This window comes from Streptomyces sp. NPDC015220 (genome assembly GCF_043079345.1).
Lineage (GTDB): Bacteria > Actinomycetota > Actinomycetes > Streptomycetales > Streptomycetaceae > Streptomyces.
This window is the reverse complement of sequence record NZ_JBIBUK010000002.1, coordinates 867,418-884,496: the sequence shown is the minus strand read 5'-3', so window position 1 is coordinate 884,496 and position 17,079 is coordinate 867,418. Positions and strand designations below refer to the sequence as shown.

General features: G+C 72.7%; 18 protein-coding genes. 13 read left to right on the top strand and 5 right to left on the bottom strand.

Annotated elements, in window-relative coordinates:
• The first annotated feature begins 1 nt into the window (after window position 1).
• The 3 genes from ACF061_RS08855 (at window position 2) to ACF061_RS08845 (ending at window position 3,455) form a co-directional block, all read left to right on the top strand.
• On the top strand, window positions 2-1,795 hold the full coding sequence (locus ACF061_RS08855; RefSeq protein WP_392266091.1) for a cytochrome c biogenesis protein ResB: 1,794 nt from the start codon (window positions 2-4) through the stop codon (window positions 1,793-1,795).
• A complete protein-coding gene (ccsB, locus tag ACF061_RS08850) occupies window positions 1,792-2,895 on the top strand; it encodes a c-type cytochrome biogenesis protein CcsB (RefSeq protein WP_392266090.1) in 1,104 nt (367 codons plus the stop codon). The genes ACF061_RS08855 and ccsB overlap by 4 nt, the downstream gene beginning before the upstream one ends.
• Window positions 2,896-3,026: 131 nt before the next feature.
• Window positions 3,027-3,455: an SRPBCC domain-containing protein gene (locus tag ACF061_RS08845; RefSeq protein ID WP_392266089.1), complete on the top strand. Its 429-nt coding sequence runs from the start codon at window positions 3,027-3,029 to the stop codon at window positions 3,453-3,455.
• Window positions 3,456-3,642: 187 nt separating this feature from the next.
• Here the strand turns inward: ACF061_RS08845 and ACF061_RS08840 are convergent, their stop codons facing one another.
• The 3 genes from ACF061_RS08840 to ACF061_RS08830 all read right to left on the bottom strand — a co-directional run bounded on the left by ACF061_RS08840 (window position 3,643) and on the right by ACF061_RS08830 (window position 5,168).
• Window positions 3,643-4,092, bottom strand: a complete 450-nt coding sequence (locus ACF061_RS08840; RefSeq protein WP_392266088.1) for a nucleoside deaminase — start codon at window positions 4,090-4,092, stop codon at window positions 3,643-3,645.
• Window positions 4,093-4,218: 126 nt separating this feature from the next.
• Window positions 4,219-4,572 carry a hypothetical protein gene (locus tag ACF061_RS08835; protein ID WP_392266087.1) on the bottom strand — a complete coding sequence of 118 codons (354 nt, stop codon included), beginning with the start codon at window positions 4,570-4,572 and terminating at the stop codon, window positions 4,219-4,221.
• Window positions 4,569-5,168: a DUF6232 family protein gene (locus ACF061_RS08830; protein WP_392266086.1), complete on the bottom strand. Its 600-nt coding sequence runs from the start codon at window positions 5,166-5,168 to the stop codon at window positions 4,569-4,571. Before ACF061_RS08830 ends, ACF061_RS08835 begins: the two co-directional genes overlap by 4 nt.
• Window positions 5,169-5,592: 424 nt before the next feature.
• Here ACF061_RS08830 and ACF061_RS08825 point away from each other — a divergent pair, with 424 nt between their 5' ends.
• The 9 genes from ACF061_RS08825 (at window position 5,593) to ACF061_RS08785 (ending at window position 12,891) form a co-directional block, all read left to right on the top strand.
• The gene (locus ACF061_RS08825; protein WP_392266085.1) at window positions 5,593-7,044 is read left to right on the top strand and encodes a menaquinone biosynthesis decarboxylase; all 1,452 of its coding nucleotides are present in this window, start codon (window positions 5,593-5,595) and stop codon (window positions 7,042-7,044) included.
• On the top strand, window positions 7,041-7,943 hold the full coding sequence (mqnP, locus tag ACF061_RS08820; protein ID WP_392266084.1) for a menaquinone biosynthesis prenyltransferase MqnP: 903 nt from the start codon (window positions 7,041-7,043) through the stop codon (window positions 7,941-7,943). Before ACF061_RS08825 ends, mqnP begins: the two co-directional genes overlap by 4 nt.
• 68 nt (window positions 7,944-8,011) lie before the next feature.
• The gene (locus tag ACF061_RS08815; protein WP_392266083.1) at window positions 8,012-8,695 is read left to right on the top strand and encodes a UbiX family flavin prenyltransferase; all 684 of its coding nucleotides are present in this window, start codon (window positions 8,012-8,014) and stop codon (window positions 8,693-8,695) included.
• Between the two features lie 105 nt (window positions 8,696-8,800).
• Window positions 8,801-9,256, top strand: coding sequence for an Lrp/AsnC family transcriptional regulator (locus tag ACF061_RS08810; protein WP_392266082.1), 456 nt, complete (start codon window positions 8,801-8,803; stop codon window positions 9,254-9,256).
• 48 nt (window positions 9,257-9,304) lie between these two features.
• Window positions 9,305-10,468 carry an aminofutalosine synthase MqnE gene (gene mqnE / locus ACF061_RS08805; protein WP_392266191.1) on the top strand — a complete coding sequence of 388 codons (1,164 nt, stop codon included), beginning with the start codon at window positions 9,305-9,307 and terminating at the stop codon, window positions 10,466-10,468.
• A gap of 41 nt (window positions 10,469-10,509) precedes the next feature.
• Window positions 10,510-11,175: a UdgX family uracil-DNA binding protein gene (locus ACF061_RS08800; protein ID WP_392266081.1), complete on the top strand. Its 666-nt coding sequence runs from the start codon at window positions 10,510-10,512 to the stop codon at window positions 11,173-11,175.
• Between the two features lie 52 nt (window positions 11,176-11,227).
• Entirely contained in the window at window positions 11,228-11,752 is a 525-nt protein-coding gene (locus tag ACF061_RS08795) for a GNAT family N-acetyltransferase (protein ID WP_392266080.1), read from the top strand.
• Between the two features lie 102 nt (window positions 11,753-11,854).
• A complete protein-coding gene (locus ACF061_RS08790; RefSeq protein ID WP_392266079.1) occupies window positions 11,855-12,154 on the top strand; it encodes a DUF4229 domain-containing protein in 300 nt (99 codons plus the stop codon).
• 89 nt (window positions 12,155-12,243) lie between these two features.
• The gene (locus tag ACF061_RS08785; protein WP_392266078.1) at window positions 12,244-12,891 is read left to right on the top strand and encodes a TetR/AcrR family transcriptional regulator; all 648 of its coding nucleotides are present in this window, start codon (window positions 12,244-12,246) and stop codon (window positions 12,889-12,891) included.
• 221 nt (window positions 12,892-13,112) lie between these two features.
• Here the strand turns inward: ACF061_RS08785 and ACF061_RS08780 are convergent, their stop codons facing one another.
• Both ACF061_RS08780 and ACF061_RS08775 read right to left on the bottom strand, forming a co-directional pair.
• Window positions 13,113-14,000, bottom strand: a complete 888-nt coding sequence (locus ACF061_RS08780; RefSeq protein ID WP_392266077.1) for a MaoC family dehydratase — start codon at window positions 13,998-14,000, stop codon at window positions 13,113-13,115.
• 3 nt (window positions 14,001-14,003) lie between these two features.
• On the bottom strand, window positions 14,004-15,338 hold the full coding sequence (locus tag ACF061_RS08775) for a 3-oxoacyl-ACP reductase (RefSeq protein ID WP_392266076.1): 1,335 nt from the start codon (window positions 15,336-15,338) through the stop codon (window positions 14,004-14,006).
• Between the two features lie 88 nt (window positions 15,339-15,426).
• Between ACF061_RS08775 and ACF061_RS08770 the strand changes: the two genes are divergently transcribed.
• Window positions 15,427-16,713 carry an acetyl-CoA C-acetyltransferase gene (locus ACF061_RS08770; RefSeq protein WP_392266075.1) on the top strand — a complete coding sequence of 429 codons (1,287 nt, stop codon included), beginning with the start codon at window positions 15,427-15,429 and terminating at the stop codon, window positions 16,711-16,713.
• The last annotated feature ends 366 nt before the right edge of the window (window positions 16,714-17,079 follow it).

Here is a 17,079-nt window from a genome sequence, read left to right as displayed (position 1 = left end):
CATGAGCAAGACGACAACGGGTGCGAGCGCCGACGAGACCCCGGCCGCCCCGCCGCCCGGCGAGGACGACCTGGGCGCCGCCGGTTCGCAGCTGTCCACCGCCCCCGCGGAGACGTCCGTCCCCGGCTCCTTCGGCGGCAACCGGGCCCCGGGCCTGGCCGGCCGGCTGGCCTGGACCGGCCGGGAGATCCTCGGCTGGGTCCGCTGGTTCTGGCGGCAGCTGACCTCCATGCGGGTCGCGCTGCTGCTTCTGTTCCTGCTCTCCCTCGGCGCCATCCCCGGCTCGCTGATCCCGCAGACCGGCAGCGACGCGATGAAGGTCGAGGCCTTCAGGCAGGCCCACCGGACGCTCGCGCCGGTCTACGACAGGCTCGGCCTGTTCCACGTCTACAGCTCGGTGTGGTTCTCCGCGATCTACATCCTGCTGTTCGTCTCCCTCATCGGCTGCATCGTGCCGCGCACCTGGCAGTTCGTGGGCCAGCTGCGCAGCCGCCCGCCGGGCGCGCCCAAGCGGCTGAGCCGGCTGCCGGCGTACGCCACCTGGCGCACCGCCGCCGAGCCCGAGGAGGTCCGCGAGGCCGCGCTGAAGGTCCTCAAGCAGCGCCGCTTCCGCGCGCACACCGCGGGTGACGCCGTCGCCGCCGAGAAGGGCTATCTGCGCGAGGCCGGCAACCTGGTCTTCCACATCGCGCTGATCGTCATGCTGACCGCCTTCGCCTGGGGCCAGCTGTTCAAGACCGAGGGCAACAAGCTGATCATCGAGGGCGACGGCTTCGCCAACACCCTCACCCAGTACGACGACTTCAAGTCGGGCAACCTCTTCAACGACGACGACCTCGTGCCGTTCAGCTTCAACCTGAAGAAGTTCACCGCCACCTACGAGCGCACCGGTCCCAACAAGGGCACCCCGCGCACCTTCGAGGCGGCCATCGACTACAGCGTGGGCGCCGACGGCAAGGACCAGCACAAGATCGTCAAGGTCAACCAGCCGCTGGAGATCGGCGACGCCAAGGTCTACCTCGTCAGCCACGGCTACGCGCCCACCGTCACCGTCCGCGACGGCAAGGGCGACGTGGTCATGCGCCAGGCCGTGCCGATGCTGCCGCTGGACTCCAACGAGACCTCGCAGGGCGCCATCAAGGTCTTCGACGGGTACCGGAACGCGCAGGGCAAGGTGGAGCAGCTCGGCTTCTCGGCCTTCTTCGTGCCGACCTTCGCGGGCGCCGGCAAGGGCACGATGTTCTCCCAGTTCCCCGCGCTGGACTTCCCCGTCCTGGCGCTGGGCGGCTACCACGGCGACCTGGGCGTCGACGCGGGCGTCCCGCAGAACGTCTACCAGCTGGACACCAAGAACCCGAACCTGAAGCCGTTCAAGGACGCCAAGGGCAACATCTCCAAGGCCCGGCTGCTGCCCGGCGAGACCATGGAGCTGCCCGGCGGGGCGGGCTCCATCACCTTCGACAAGGACATCAAGGAGTGGGCCGGCTTCCAGGTCGTCCAGCAGCCCGGCACCGGCTGGGCGCTGACCGGGGCCATCGCCGCGATCGCCGGCCTGGCCGGCTCCCTGTTCATCCAGCGCCGCCGGGTCTGGGTGCGGGCGGTGTGCGGCGCGGACGGCGCGACGGTCGTCGAGGTGGCCGGCCTGGGCCGCAGCGAGTCCGCGAAACTCCCCGAGGAGATCGGCGCCCTGGCCGCCCTCGTCCACGACAAGGCACCCACACAGACCGACGCCGCCCCCGACCGGGAGCCGGACGCCGATACCCCCGTACCCGTCGAAGGGGCTGAGAAGAAGTGACTCTCGCCGCCGCAACCGAGCTCGCCACGGCGACCAACGAACATCTCGCGCACATCAGCAACACGCTGATCTACTCCGCGATGGCCGTCTACACCCTGGCCTTCTTCGCGTACATCGCCGAATGGCTGTTCGGCAGCCGCAGCAAGGTGGCCCGTACCGCCGCCGCGCTGACCGCCAAGGAGGACGCGCCGGCCAAGGCGTCTGTGGCGGTGGCCGTGAAGTCCGCCGGGGGCACCGCCGTGCTGGAGCGGCCCAAGGTCGTCGTGCGGTCCGCCGCCGGTTCCCGCGACGTGCCCGACGGGCCCGGCGCTCACGGCGGCGACGTCCAGGGCGACCTGTACGGGCGGATCGCGGTCTCCCTCACCGTGCTCGCCTTCCTGGTGGAGCTGAGCGGCGTCGTCACCCGCGCGGCCTCCGTGGAGCGGGCGCCGTGGGGCAACATGTACGAGTTCAACATCACCTTCTCCACGGTCGCGGTCGGCGTGTACCTCGCGCTGCTCGCCCTGAAGAAGAACGTGCGCTGGATCGGCCTGTTCCTCACCACCACGGTCCTGCTCGACCTGGGCCTCGCGGTCACCGTCCTCTACACGGCGAGCGACCAGCTGGTCCCGGCCCTGCACTCGTACTGGCTGTACATCCACGTCTCCACCGCGATCTTCTGCGGCGCCGCGCTCTACGTCGGCGCGGTCGGCACCCTGGCCTACCTGTTCAAGGACTCCTACGAGAACAAGCTGGCCGGCGGCGGCAAGCCCGGCTCGTTCGCGACCTCCGTCCTGGAGCGGCTGCCCGCCTCGGCGACCCTGGACAAGTTCGCCTACCGCATCAACGCGGCCGTCTTCCCGCTGTGGACGTTCACGATCATCGCGGGCTCCATCTGGGCCGAGTCGGCCTGGGGCCGGTACTGGGGCTGGGACCCGAAGGAGACCTGGGCCTTCATCACCTGGGTCGCCTACGCCTGCTACCTGCACGCCCGCTCCACCGCCGGCTGGAAGGGCCGCAAGGCGGCGTACATCGCGCTCATCGCCTTCGCCTGCTACCTGTTCAACTACTACGGCGTGAACATCTTCGTGGGCGGTAAGCACTCCTACGCGGGCGTGTAGCGCCCCCGGCGGCCGAGGCCGGTTCCCGTGACCCCCGGGTCAGGGGAACCGGCCTCCGCCGTGCCACGGCCGCCTTCCCGGACCGGGCCGCGGCACGTGCGTCCGCACCCGTATGGAGTCAGGCTGGTGTCATGACCGGATCCATCGAACAGGGCACCAGCCAGACCCACGGGAACACGCACCTGCTCCACTTCCGGGTACGGCTTCCCCGGCCCATGGAGAAGGTCTGGCCGGTGCTGACCACACCGGAGGGGCTGGCGGGCTGGTGCACCGCCGCCGACGAGCTCCAGCCCCGGCTGGGCGGCGCGGTCAGCCTGCGCGACCTGGGCGACGGGCGGATCACCGCGTGGGACGTCGACCGGGTGGCCGAGTACACGGTGGGGGACGGCGACCGGCTCCGTTTCCACCTCGAACGGGACGGCGAGGACGGCTCCGTGCTCCGCTTCACCCGTGAGTTCGAGGGCGAGGGCGAGGGCGAGGGCGAGGGCGAGGGCGAGTCGGAGGCGGGCTGGCGGGAACGCTTCACACGTCTGATCGATCAGGTGCGGGGGCAGCCGTAGCCGGGGGCTCGGACATGGCCGGGGCGGGTGCTCGGTGGCGGCCGGCCGCCACCGCCGTCGGCACCGGGCCGTGGACGGGCCCGGGACGCCCGGACCACGCGGCGCCCGGGGGCCCGGGGGCACGGGAGCTCGGGAGCTCGGGGGCACGGCAGCCCGGGTGCGCGGGAGCCCGGGTGCGCCGCGGGAACTACTCGCCGATGTCCTCGTTCCACAGATCCGGGTGGGCCCTGACGAACTCCCGCATCAGCGCCGCGCACTCCTGGTCGTCCAGCAGCACGATCTCCACGCCGTGCCGGGCCAGCCAGTCGTGGCCGCCGTGGAAGGTCGCCGCCTCGCCGACCACCACCCGGGTGATGCCGAACTGGCGCACCAGTCCGCTGCAGTACCAGCAGGGCGAGAGCGTGGTCACCATGGTCGTGCCGCGGTACGACCGCTGCCGTCCCGCGGCGCGGAAGGCCGCCGTCTCCGCGTGCGTGGCCGGGTCGCCGTCCTGCACCCGGCGGTTGCGGCCCCGGCCGAGGAGGGTCCCGTCGGCTCCGTACAGGGCGGCCCCGATGGGGATGCCGCCCTCCGCCAGCCCGGCGCGGGCCTCGGCCACGGCGGTGGCGAGCCATGCGCGTGCCCGTTCCTGGTCCATGCCCTCACTGTGCGGGCGCGCCCGCCGCCCGGCAAGTGTGCCCCGTACGGGCGGAGGCGCCGGCCGGGTCCGAACGCCGGCCGCGCCGGCGTGGACGTCGGCCGACGGTGTTCCGCGCCGGGTCGGTCAGGAACCCAGCAGCGCCAGAACCCGGTTGACCGCCTCGACGACGGGCTGGCCCACCGCTCCGACGGTCGCGGCGATGCCCGCGACGGCCATCAGCGCCCGGTGCCGTTCCTGCGGCGGCACGGCCGGGTCGGCGGTGATGTCCGGCAGGGAGTCGTCGATGGCCCGCGCGCTGGCCGACGGGACGCCGGCCCGCAGCTCCCGCACGAGCTCGACGAGCTCGCGGACCGCGGCCTCCAGCTCTGGGGAGGCGGACTCGGCGGCGGGGGGCGCCTGGTTCTTGACCATGCCGGTGTTGCCGCGTCCGCCGTTCATGGTGACGCTGTCGCCGAAGTAGTAGTTGTCGCCGCTCATGCCTTCGTCATCCCCACGTTGCCGGTGCCGCCGAACATGTTCACGCTGTCGCCGAAGTAGTAGTTCTTCGGGTTGACCAGGAGGCGTTCCACCCGGACGTGGAACTCCGCCTCGGGGTTCTCGATCGCCTGGACGACGCTGCCCACGAGCTGGTCCAGGTACTGGGGGGCGGGGCTGGTCACCAGCGCCATGGACGGGCCCGACGTCTCGACGGCCAGCACGTACTGCGAGGCCGCGCTCAGCACGCCCACCAGCTCCACCAGGCTCAGCACGATCGCCGCCACGGAGCCCAGCCAGACGAGCGTGACGATCGTGCCGGCCGCGTCCTGGCTCGCGATGCTCGTTATGCCGCCCAGGATGGTGAGGGCGAACGCCACCGACAGGATGATCGCGAGGCGCTTGAGGAAGCGCATGGTGGCCTCCCACCGCCTGGGCGTGAGGACGAAGGTGTGGACCCGGGTGATGTTCTGCAGCGGATAGGCCGCCCCGCCCACCCACAGCAGCCTCTTGCTGACCCGCAGGTCCACCATGTTCGACGGCGGGTGGACGGGCGGTGGCGGTATGTCGTAGTGGCTCGGCGGCTCGGGTCTGTCCATGCGTCCCCCTGGTACATGAGCGGTGCTCATCACTGAGTGGAACCCATTAACTACGGCCAACCGGTCACCGTGCAACTCGAATGCCGTCGCGAAGTGCGTTGCGGGACAGGAGGGTTGGGGACAAATGCTGTCATGGCGTCAGGTGGCCGGGCGACCGGTCCGTCACCGGCGTCGGGAACTCGACCGCGCCGGTGCGGGCACCCGTCCGACGGTGGCCCCGGCCGCCCCGGTGAGGCCGGACCCGGCGGTCGCCGGCAGGGTCGCCGGGCCGTCGAGGGCCCTGGCGAAGGCCCGCCCGGTCGGGGAACGGAGGGCGGCCGGGTCCGCTCGCGCCGTGCCTGCGCGCGGACGGCCACGGCGCCCCGCTCCCTGGGGGCGGCCCCGGTGACAGGTCGGGGGTGGGCGGTGGAAGATACTGGGACACATGGCTTATGACGATCTTCGCTCCCTGCTGAGGGCGCTGGAGCGCGAGGGCGACCTGAAGCGCATCAAGGCCGAGGTGGACCCGTACCTGGAGGTCGGGGAGATCGTCGACCGGGTGCAGAAGTCCGGCGGCCCCGCGCTGCTCTTCGAGAACGTGAAGGGCTCGGCGATGCCGCTGGCGATGAACGTCTTCGGCACCGACCGGCGGCTGCTCAAGGCGCTGGGCCTGAAGTCGTACGGGGAGATCAGCGAGAAGATCGGCGGGTTGCTGCGGCCCGAACTGCCGCACGGCTTCGTCGGCGTGCGCGAGGCGTTCGGCAAGCTCGGCGCGATGACGCACGTGCCGCCGCGCAGGGTCAAGGAGGCTCCCGTACAGGAAGTCGTCCTGCGCGGCGAGGACGTCGACCTGGACGCCCTGCCCGCGCTGTTCACCTGGCCGCAGGACGGCGGGTCCTTCTTCAACCTGGGGCTCACCCACACCAAGGACCCCGAGACGGGCGTCCGCAACCTCGGGCTGTACCGCCTCCAGCGGCACGACCGGCGCACCATCGGCATGCACTGGCAGATCCACAAGGACAGCCGCAACCACTACCAGGTGGCCGCGCGCCGGGGCGAACGGCTGCCGGTCGCCATCGCCTTCGGCTGCCCGCCCGCCGTGACGTACGCCTCCACCGCCCCGCTGCCCGGCGACATCGACGAGTACCTGTTCGCCGGGTTCATCGCGGGCAGGCGGATCGAGATGGTGGACTGCAAGACGGTGCCGCTCCAGGTACCGGCCAACGCCGAAGTGGTCCTGGAGGGCTGGCTGGAGCCCGGGAAGACGCTGCCGGAGGGCCCGTTCGGCGACCACACCGGCTTCTACACCCCGCAGGAGCCCTTCCCGGCGCTGACCATCGACTGCGTGACGATGCGCAAGCGGCCGCTGCTCCAGTCGATCGTCGTGGGCCGGCCCCCGACGGAGGACGGCCCGCTGGGCCGGGCGACCGAGCGCTTCTTCCTCCCCCTGCTGAAGATCATCGTGCCGGACATCGTGGACTACCACCTGCCCGAGGCCGGCGGTTTCCACAACTGCGCGATCGTCTCCATCGACAAGAAGTACCCCAAGCACGCCCAGAAGGTGATGCACGCCGTCTGGGGCGCCCACATGATGTCGCTGACCAAGCTGATCGTGGTCGTCGACGCCGACTGCGACGTGCACGATCTGCACGAGGTGGCCTGGCGCGCCCTCGGCAACACCGACTACGCCCGTGACCTCACGGTCGTCGAAGGCCCCGTCGACCACCTCGACCACGCCTCCTACCAGCAGTTCTGGGGCGGCAAGGCGGGTATCGACGCGACCAGGAAGCTGCCCGAGGAGGGTTACACCCGTGACGGCGGCTGGCCGGAGATGGTGGTCTCCGACCCGGATACGGCGGCGAAGGTCGACCGCCGGTGGAAGGAGTACGGCCTGTGAGTTCCGCGTCCGCCGCGATCCCGCAGCCGGGACGTACCAAGGCGTTCCTGCGCCTGGTGATGATCGAGCACTCCGTGTTCGCGCTGCCCTTCGCGTACATCGCCTCGCTCACCGCGATGTACGAGTGGGACAGGAGCATCCACTGGGCCAGGCTGCTCCTGGTCACCGTGTGCATGGTGGGGCTGCGCACCTTCGCCATGGCCGTCAACCGGATCATCGACCGGGAGATCGACGCCCGCAATCCGCGCACCGCCCGCCGCGAGCTGGTGACCGGCGCGATGTCGGTGCGGCACGCCTGGACCGGCGCGCTGATCGCCCTGGTCGTCTTCCTGGCCGCCGCCGCCGCGCTCAACCCGCTCTGCCTGGCCCTCGCCCCCGTCGCGGTGATCCCGATGGTGGTCTATCCCTACGGCAAGCGGTTCACGAACTTCCCGCAGGCCATCCTGGGTCTGGCCCAGGCGATGGGACCGATCGGCGGCTGGCTCGCGATCAGCGGCGAGTGGTCCTGGAAGGCGGTCATCCTGGGCCTGGCCGTCGGCGTCTGGATCGGCGGCTTCGACCTGATCTACGCCTGCCAGGACGTGGAGACCGACCGGAGGATCGGCGTCAGGTCCGTCCCGGCCCGCTTCGGCATCCCGGCCGCGATCTGGGGCGCGCGCGGCTGTCACACCGTCACCACCGCGCTGTTCGTCTGGTACGCCCTGGCCACCGGCGCCGGCGTCTTCTTCTGGCTGGGTCTGGTCGTCGTCGCGGGCGCCTTCGTCTACGAGCACACGATCGTCCGCCCGCACGACCTGTCCCGCCTCAACCGCGCCTTCTTCAGCGTCAACGGTTTCATCGGCATCGCCCTGTTCGTGTGCGCGCTGCTGGACCTGCTGGTGCGGGGGCTGACGGTCTGAGTCCCCGCGGTTCGCGCCGTGTTCCCTCCCGGTTCGGATCATGAGCGCCGCCGGATAGGCTCGACATCATGAAGCCAGGAGAAACGCAGCGCACGCCTTGGATCGTGGGGGTATCCGGAGCGTCCGGCACGCCCTACGCGGCCGCGGTGCTGCGCGCGTTGCTCGACGCCGGGGAAAGCGTCGACCTGGTGGTCAGCCGGGCCTCGCGGCTCACCCTGCTCGACGAGACCGGCATCTCCTTCCGGGACGCCCACTGGCGGGACGACCTGCGCGAATGGCTGTCCCTCGGCGCCGACGGCAAGCCCGGCACCTTCGACGTCGACATCACGGGGGTGCGGCACTGGAGCGCCGGCGACCTGGCGGCCGGGCCGTCCTCGGGGTCGTACCCGGCTAAGGGCATGCTGATCGTGCCCGCCTCGACGGCGTGCGTGGCGGGGGTCGCGCTCGGGCTGTCGAAGGACCTGCTCCAGCGGGCGGCGAGCGTCACCCTCAAGGAGCGCAGGCCGCTGGTCGTGACCGTTCGGGAGACCCCGCTGAACGGTCCGACGCTGCGGCACCTGGTCGCACTGGACGAAGCGGGCGCCACCGTCCTGCCCGCCTCGCCCGCCTTCTACGCCGGCGCGACGCACATCCAGCACCTGGTGGACTTCGTCGCCGGCCGCGCCCTCGACACGGTGGGCGTACCCCACCGTCTGTACCGCCGCTGGGAGGGCGAACTGGGCGGCGGCTCCGCTCCTCAAGCGAACGAGTGATCGAAACCGTCGGCCCGAGCAGTGAGCAGTACCAGCACCACCTTTGACACTTCAAGAACTTCTGGGGTCCCTCGCCGGATCCCTCCAGCGGAAGGCTTCGAACGCATGGACGCGGTGGACAGGCAGCTCATCCAGGCCCTGAGGGAGAACGGCCGGGCCTCCTACGCGGAGCTGGGGCGCCTCGTCGGCCTGTCGGGGCCGAGCGTCACCGACCGCATCAACCGGCTGGAGGCGGCCGGTGTCATCACCGGTTACCGCGCCACGGTGGACGCCGCCTCGCTCGGTCTCGGCGTCACCGCCCTGATCGGCATCTCGCTCTCCGACGCCGCCGACCACGAGGACGTGGCGCAGCGGCTGAAGGACCTGCCCGAGATCGAGGACTGCTGGTTCATCGCGGGCGACGACTCCTTCATGCTCAAGGTCCGAGCCGCGGACGTCGACGGCCTGGAGCGGATCATCCGGCGGCTGTCCGGCACCAAGGGCGTCTCCCGCACCCGTACCACCATCGTGCTGTCCACGAAGTGGGAGAACCGGGTGGGTGAGCTGCCCGAAGAGGTCTGACGGTCCAGGCGTACGGTTTACGCAGTCTCCCGAGAAAGAGGTATGGGTATGGACGTCGGGCTCAAGCGCGAGCTGGAGGAGAAGGTCCGCTCCGGCGAGCGGCTGACCCGCGAGGACGGCATCGCGCTGTACGAGTCGGACGACCTGGCGTGGCTGGGCGGCCTCGCGCACGAGGTGCGCACCCGCAAGAACGGCGACGTGGTGCACTTCAACGTCAACCGTCACCTCAACATGACGAACGTGTGCACCGCGTCCTGCGCCTACTGCTCCTTCCAGCGCAAGCCGGGGGAGAAGGACGCGTACACGATGCGCATCGAGGAGGCCGTCAAGCTCGCCAAGGCGATGGAGTCGGAGAACCTCACCGAGCTGCACATCGTCAACGGGCTGCACCCGAACCTGCCCTGGCGCTACTACCCGCGTTCGCTGCGCGAGCTGAAGGCCGCGCTGCCCGAGGTGTCGCTGAAGGCGTTCACGGCGACGGAGATCCACCACTTCGAGACGATCAGCGGCCTGTCCGCCTCGGAGATCCTCGACGAGCTGATCGACGCCGGCCTGGAGTCGCTGACCGGCGGCGGCGCCGAGATCTTCGACTGGGAGGTCCGGCAGCACATCGTGGACCACCGCACCCACTGGGAGGACTGGTCCCGGATCCACCGGCTGGCGCACGAGAAGGGCCTGAAGACCCCGTGCACCATGCTCTACGGCCACATCGAGGAGCCCCGCCACCGCGTGGACCACGTGCTCAGGCTGCGCGAGCTGCAGGACGAGACCGGCGGCTTCCAGGTCTTCATCCCGCTGCGCTACCAGCACGACTTCGTCGACCTGAAGGACGGCAAGGTCCGCAACCGCCTCCAGGCCCGTACGACCATGGCGACGGGCGCCGAGGCGCTGAAGACCTTCGCGGTCTCGCGGCTGCTCTTCGACAACGTGCCGCACGTCAAGGTGTTCTGGGTGATGCACGGGGTGCAGACCGCGCAGCTCGCGCTCCAGCACGGCGCCGACGACATGGACGGGTCGGTGGTCGAGTACAAGATCACGCACGACGCGGACAACTTCGGCACGCCGAACAAGCTGACCCGCGACGACCTGCTGGAGCTGATCCGCGACGCGGGCTTCCGCCCGGTGGAGCGCAACACGCGCTACGAGATCATCCGCGAGTACGACGGCCCGGAAGCCGGGCGCCGCGAGTCGCCGCAGCCCATGCGGGTCTGAGGCGACGGTGAGCCGCCGTGCCGGGCGGGTACCCGTCCGGCATGGCCACCACCAAGGCGTCCTCCGGGGCGCCCGAGGACGCCTACACCGCCGGGCCCTTCGTGCCCGAGGGGGCGGGTCTCGCGGAGCTGCGTGAGGCGGCCGCGGGCTGCCGGGGCTGCCCGCTGCACCGGGACGCCACCCAGACCGTGTTCGGCGCGGGCGACACCGGCGCCCGGGTGATGCTCGTCGGCGAGCAGCCCGGCGACCAGGAGGACCGGCAGGGCAGGCCGTTCGTCGGGCCGGCCGGGAAGCTCCTCGACCGGGCCCTGGCCGAGGCGGGCATCGATCCGGGCGAGGCGTACGTCACCAACGCGGTCAAGCACTTCAAGTTCACCCGGGCCGAGCCGCGCAAGCGCCGGATCCACAAGGCGCCCAGCCTGCGCGAGACGGCCGCGTGCGGGCCGTGGCTGGCGGCCGAACTGGCCCTGGTCGAGCCCGAGCTGATCGTGGTGCTGGGCGCGACGGCCGGCAGGGCCCTGCTGGGCTCGTCGTTCCGGGTGGGCGAGGTGCGCGGAACGGTGCTGGAGCGGGAGGTCCACGGACGGCCGGAGCTCCTGGTCCCGACCGTGCACCCCTCGTCCGTGCTGCGCGCCGAGGACCGTGAGGGCGCCTACCGGGGGCTGGTGGCGGACCTGGAGGTGGCGGCGCGGGCGCTGACCCGCTGACCGGGTGGATCTCCCCGGCAGGACGCCCCCGCGTAATGGATACGATGGCCACATGCCCCTTACTTTCACGCTGGACCCCTCCGTCGACCGTGTCCTGCGCGACGGCATCCTCGACCTGTGGACCGATGTGACGGACGCCGGCGGCGCGGTCGGCTTCGTGCCGCCCGCGCCGCGGGAGGCGATACGCGCGGAGCTGGTGAAGCACTTCGTGGCGATGGCCGAAGGCCGCGCCCGGCTGCTGGTCGGCCACGACGAGGAGGGGCGGGTCGCCGCGGCGGCCTTCCTGACGTCCAACACCCACCGGCTGATGACCCACTGGCTGTGGCTCTACACGGTGATGGTGCACCCGCGCCACCAGGGCAGGGGGTACGGGCGGGACCTGCTCACGGCGGCGGCCGACGCGGCCCGCGGCATCGACGGCATCGAGGCGATCCGGCTCACCTGCCGCGGCGGCCTCGGCCTGGAACGGTTCTACGCCTCCTGCGGCTACAAGGAGGTCGGCCGGGTGCCCGGCGCGATCCGGGTGGCGCCGGGCGACGACCGTGACGACGTGTTCATGCTCCTGCCGCTGACCTGAGGCTTCGGCGGGCCCCGGCACCCGCCTGCATGATCGGCCGCCGGGCGTGCTTCACTGGACGGTGCCCCTTTGGCCTCCTTCGGAACGGAAGAGTGGATTGAGATGCTCCGCTACACGCTGATGCGCCTCGGGATCTTCGTGGGCTGCTTCTTGGTCGTCTGGGGCCTCGTCTACTCCGGCATCGCCCCCCGTGGCCTCGGGAACTCCAACGGTCTGTGGATCGCCCTGCTCGCGCTGGTGATCTCGGCCCCGATCAGCTTCGTCGCCCTGCGCAAGGAGCGGGACCGGGCGTCGGTGCAGGTCGCCGCGCGGGTGGACAGGATGAAGGCGAACATCGAGGCCAACGCCGGCGCCGAGGACCTCGCAGACGACCGGGCCCGGGCGCAGAGCCAGGCGTCCTGACGACGTGATCCGGCCGTTCCGGGCCGTCCGGCCGTAATGCGCCGGTCGGCGCGGTCGCGGCCGGCGCCGCGAACCGTAGGCTTGCCCGCATGGGTGCCGTGAAGACCAGGCGGATGCCGAGGGCGGTTCGCGAGCAGCAGATGCTCGACGCCGCCGTGCGGATCTTCGGCAGGCGCGGCTACACGGCCGCCTCGATGGACGAGATCGCCGAACTGGCGGGTGTCTCCAAGCCCCTGGTCTATCTGTATCTGAACTCCAAGGAAGACCTCTTCAGCGCGTGCATCCGGCGGGAGGCGGGCGCGCTGACCGAGGCCGTCCGCGCCGGGGTGCGCCCCGGCCTGCCCGCCGACCGGCGGCTCTGGGAGGGGCTGCGGGCCTTCTTCACGCACACCGCGCGGCACCCGGACGCCTGGGCGGTGCTGCACTTCCAGGCCCGCACCCACGGTGAGCCGTTCGCGGCCGAGGTCGCCGCGATGCGCGAGGGACTCGTCGTGTTCGTGACGCGGCTGATCGCCGTGGCCGCCCGGGAGGCGCACCAGGACCCCGACCTGCCCGAGCACGAGGTCGCCGGACTCGCCGAGGCCCTGGTCGGCGCCGCGGAGTCGCTGGCCGACTGGGCCAACACCACCCCGGGCGTCACGGCCCACCAGGCGGCGGCCACCTTGATGAACTTCGCCTGGGCCGGCCTGGGCGAGCTCATGGCGGGCCGGCCGTGGACGCCTCCGGCCGAGAACTAGGGCCGCGGCAGGCTCGTCCGCCCGTCGCGACGCCCGGCACGCCTTCCCCGGGCTCTTCGAGCGGGGGCCCGCTCGCCGCACCGGGCATGGGCCCGAGTACGCCCGGTACGAGGACTTCCGGCCCGCGTGCCCCCGGGCTCTTCGAGCAGGGGGCGCCCCGGAGAGCACGCACCGGGCGCCGCTCCTCGACGGGCGGACGTCGCCCGCGAAGGCGCGGGACCTCAGGCGGTGAGCGGCAGCACCTCGCCCGTCAGGTGGGTGCGGAGTCCGTCGGGCGTGCGCAGCTCGAAGCGGCCGGTGTCGTCGGCGGCGAGGACGACCTCGCACGGCAGCGGCACCGGGGCCCGGAACCGGGCCCGGACCAGGGCGGCCTCCGGGGCGCCGCGCACCGCGAGACAGCGGGCCACCGTCCACATCCCGTGCGCGATCGGCCGGGGGAAACCGAACAGGCGGGCGGTGAGCGGGTGCAGGTGGATCGGGTTGCGGTCCCCGGACGCGGCGCCGTAGCGGCGGCCCAGGTCGGCGGCGATCCGCCACCGGCCGGCCTCGGCGAGCGGCTCGCGCCGTTGACCGGGAGGTTCGGCCGTACGGCCCTCGGTGCGGTGGCGGGCCAGGTAGGTGCTGGTCGACTCCCAGACCACGCTCCCGTCCGCGCGCAGCTCGGTGACGACGGTGGCCTCCGTGCCCCGCCGGTGCGGCGACAGCCCGGCGACGCGCACGGCCAGTTCGTACGCGTCCGGCACGGGCAGCGCGCCGTGCCGGGTGATGTCGATCGAGGTGTGGACCAGGCCGAGCAACGGCAGCGGGAACTCACCGGCGCTCATCAGCCGCATGGCCGACGGGAAGCCGAGCACGTGGGGATAGGTGATCGGCAGCGTCCCGGCGCCGGCCGGGAATCCGCACACGCGCTCGTAGGCCGCCAGCCGGGCGAGGTCGGCCCGCACGGACGGCAGCACGAGCCGGGTGCGCGGGAAGGGGGCGTCCGGGCGGGGCCGCTTGAACGGCGAGCGCAGGGCGCCGCGGGCGAGCGACGGGGCCAGGGCGGGAGCGCGGGTCAGGACGACGGACGAGGGCCCGGCGGCCGGGGGAGCGGAGTCGGGGCCGGTCACGCTCTACGCCCCCAGCAGGCTCTGGCCGCAGACGCGGACGACCTGGCCGTTGACCGCGCCGGAGGCGGGATGGGCGAGCCAGGCGGTGGTCTCGGCGACGTCGGCGGGCAGACCGCCCTGTGCGAGGGAGTTCATGCGACGGCCCGCCTCGCGGATGAACAGGGGGATCGCGGCCGTCATCCTCGTCTCGATGAATCCGGGGGCGACCGCGTTGACCGTCACCCCGTGCTCCGCCAGCGCGCGGGGCGCCAGGCAGCGGACCAGACCGGCGATCCCGGCCTTGCTCGCGCCGTAGTTGGTCTGGCCGGCGTTGCCGGCCAGACCCGCGATGGAGGCGGTGGCCACGATCCGGCCGCCGGGCCGCAGCGTGCCGGCCGCGAGCAGCGCGTCGGTGCTGCGCAGCACGCTCGCCAGATTGACCTCCAGCACCGAACTCCAGCGCTCGGCGGGCATGTTGACCAGCCGTCGGTCGCGGGTGACGCCCGCGTTGTGGACGAGCACGTCCAGCCCGTCGGGCAGCGCGGCCGCGATCCGCTCGCCCGCGTCGGCGGCCGTGATGTCGAGGGCGAGGGCGGTGCCGCCGAGGCGTTCGGCGACCCGGCGGGCGTCCTCCTCGGCCGCCGGGACGTCCAGCACGACGACCCGGGCTCCGTCCCTGGCCAGGGTCTCGGCGACCGCCTCGCCGATGCCGCGCGCGGCGCCGGTGACCAGGGCGGTGCGTCCCGCCAGGGGGCGGTCCCAGTCGTCGGGGGCGGTGGGTTCGCGGGCGTCGGTGTGGACGACCTGGCCGCTGACGTAGGCCGACTTGGGCGAGAGCAGGAACCGCAGGGTGGACTCGGCGGCCCGCGCGTCGGTGAGCCGCAGCAGGTTCACGGTCCTGCCCCCGCCGATCTCCTTGCCGAGCGAGCGCGAGAAGCCCTCCAGGGCCTGCTGGGCGGCGGCCTGGTGGTGGTCGGCGGGGTCGAGCGGGGCGCCCAGCACGAGCACGCGGCCGCTCGCGGCCACCGACCGCACGACGGGGTGCAGGGCGGCGTGCACCTCGCCGAGCGCGCCGACGTCCCGGACCCCGGTGGCGTCGAGGACCACGGCGGCCGGGGAGACTCCGGCCGCCGGGCCCGGGGAGCCGTCGGCCGTCCTGGCCGCGGGGAGCCCGGTGCGGGCCAGGACGGGCGCCAGGTCCAGGTCCGACTTGCCCGCCGTGAGGTGCAGCAACGGGCCGTCGAGCCGCGGATGCCGGGGCGACCAGCGGCGCAGGGCCGCGGGCTGCGGCAGGCCGAGCCGGCGGGTCAGGAAGCGGCCGGGCGTGGTGCCGGTGAAGCTCAGATAGCGGTCGGCCATGTGCCATCTCCCCACAGGTTCACATTTGCTGACTCTCAAGTAAGGTTACCGTCGGTAAGACTACGTCACGGTTGAGGAGCAGGTCGAGATGAGTCCCCTTGAGCCGCCTCGGGCCCGCCGGGTGGCGGTCGTCGGCGGGACACGCGTCCCGTTCGCCCGCTCCGACGGCCCCTACGCCACCGCGTCCAACCGGCAGATGCTCACCGCGGCGCTCGACGGCCTCGTCGCGCGGTACGAGTTGACCGGGCCGGGCGCTGTGGGCGAGTTCGTGGCCGGCGCCGTCCTCAAGCACAGCCGCGACTTCAACCTCGCCCGCGAGACCGTGCTCGGCTCCGGACTGGACCCGCGAACCCCCGCGTACGACGTCCAGCAGGCCTGCGGCACCGGCCTTCAGGCGGTGATCGCCGCCGCCAACAAGATCGCGCTGGGGCAGGGCGAGTCGGCCGTCGCGGGCGGCGCGGACACGGCGAGCGACGCACCGCTGGGCGTCAACGACCGGCTGCGCCGGATCCTGCTGGAGGCCCGCCGGGCGAAGTCGCCCGGCGGCCGGCTCAAGGCGCTCGCGAAGGTGCGGCCGGGCCACCTCGTCCCCGACATCCCGCGCAACGCCGAGCCGCGCACCGGCCTGTCGATGGGCGAGCACGCCGCCGTCACCGCCCGCGCCTGGGGCATCGGCCGCGAGGCGCAGGACGAACTCGCGGCCGCCAGCCACCAGCGGCTGGCGGCCGCCTACGAGCGGGGCTTCTTCCAGGACCTGGTCGTTCCGTTCCGCGGTCTGGCCCGCGACCAGAACCTCCGCCCCGGCTCGACGGCCGCGAAACTCGCCGCGCTCGGACCGGTGTTCGGCCTGGACCAGCCGAACCCCACCATGACCGCGGGCAACTCGACCCCGCTGACCGACGGCGCGGCGACCGTGCTGCTGGCCTCCGAGGAGTGGGCCCGGGCCCGCGGCCTGGAACCCCTCGCCTATCTGACGGCCTACGAGACGGCGGCCGTGGACTTCGTGCACGGGGACGTGGCGGACGGCGAGGACGGGCTGCTGATGGCGCCGGCGTACGCGGTCCCCCGGATGCTGGAGCGCGCCGGGCTGGGCATCGAGGACTTCGACCTGATCGAGATCCACGAGGCGTTCGCCTCCCAGGTGCTGGCCACCCTGGCCGCCTGGGAGAAGCGGGGCCTGGCCCCGGTCGACCGCGACCGCCTCAACGTCGCCGGCTCCTCCCTCGCCACCGGCCACCCCTTCGCGGCGACGGGCGCCCGGATCGTGGCGACCCTGGCCAAACTGCTCGCCGAGCGCGACGGCCCCGGACGCGGACTGATCTCCGTCTGCGCCGCGGGCGGCCAGGGCGTGACGGCGGTCCTCGAACGCCCCTGACGCGCGTCCGGCCCGGCCGGTGGCCGGGACGACGCGCCCGGCGAGCACCGGGACGGTCGCCGGAGGGGCACGTGGCCGCCGTCCGGGGCCCTCCTCGAAGGAGCGCGCCGACCGGCTCCGGGGCCACCCGCTCCGGCGGCCGAGCGGCCGCGGAAGGCCGGCCGGCCGGACGCCGGACCGCCCGCGCAGGGCTCGCCCGGGCACGGTCCGGCGCGCTGGGCCCCTCGGGGACAACTGCACATCCCCGGCCCCGGACCACCTCCCGATCCGCCCCGAACCCGCACGCACCCCCCATGAGCGCGCCGTACGATCCCGGTTGCAACCGGCGGTAACCCCGCGGGCCCGCACAGCCGCGCACCTCCGGTG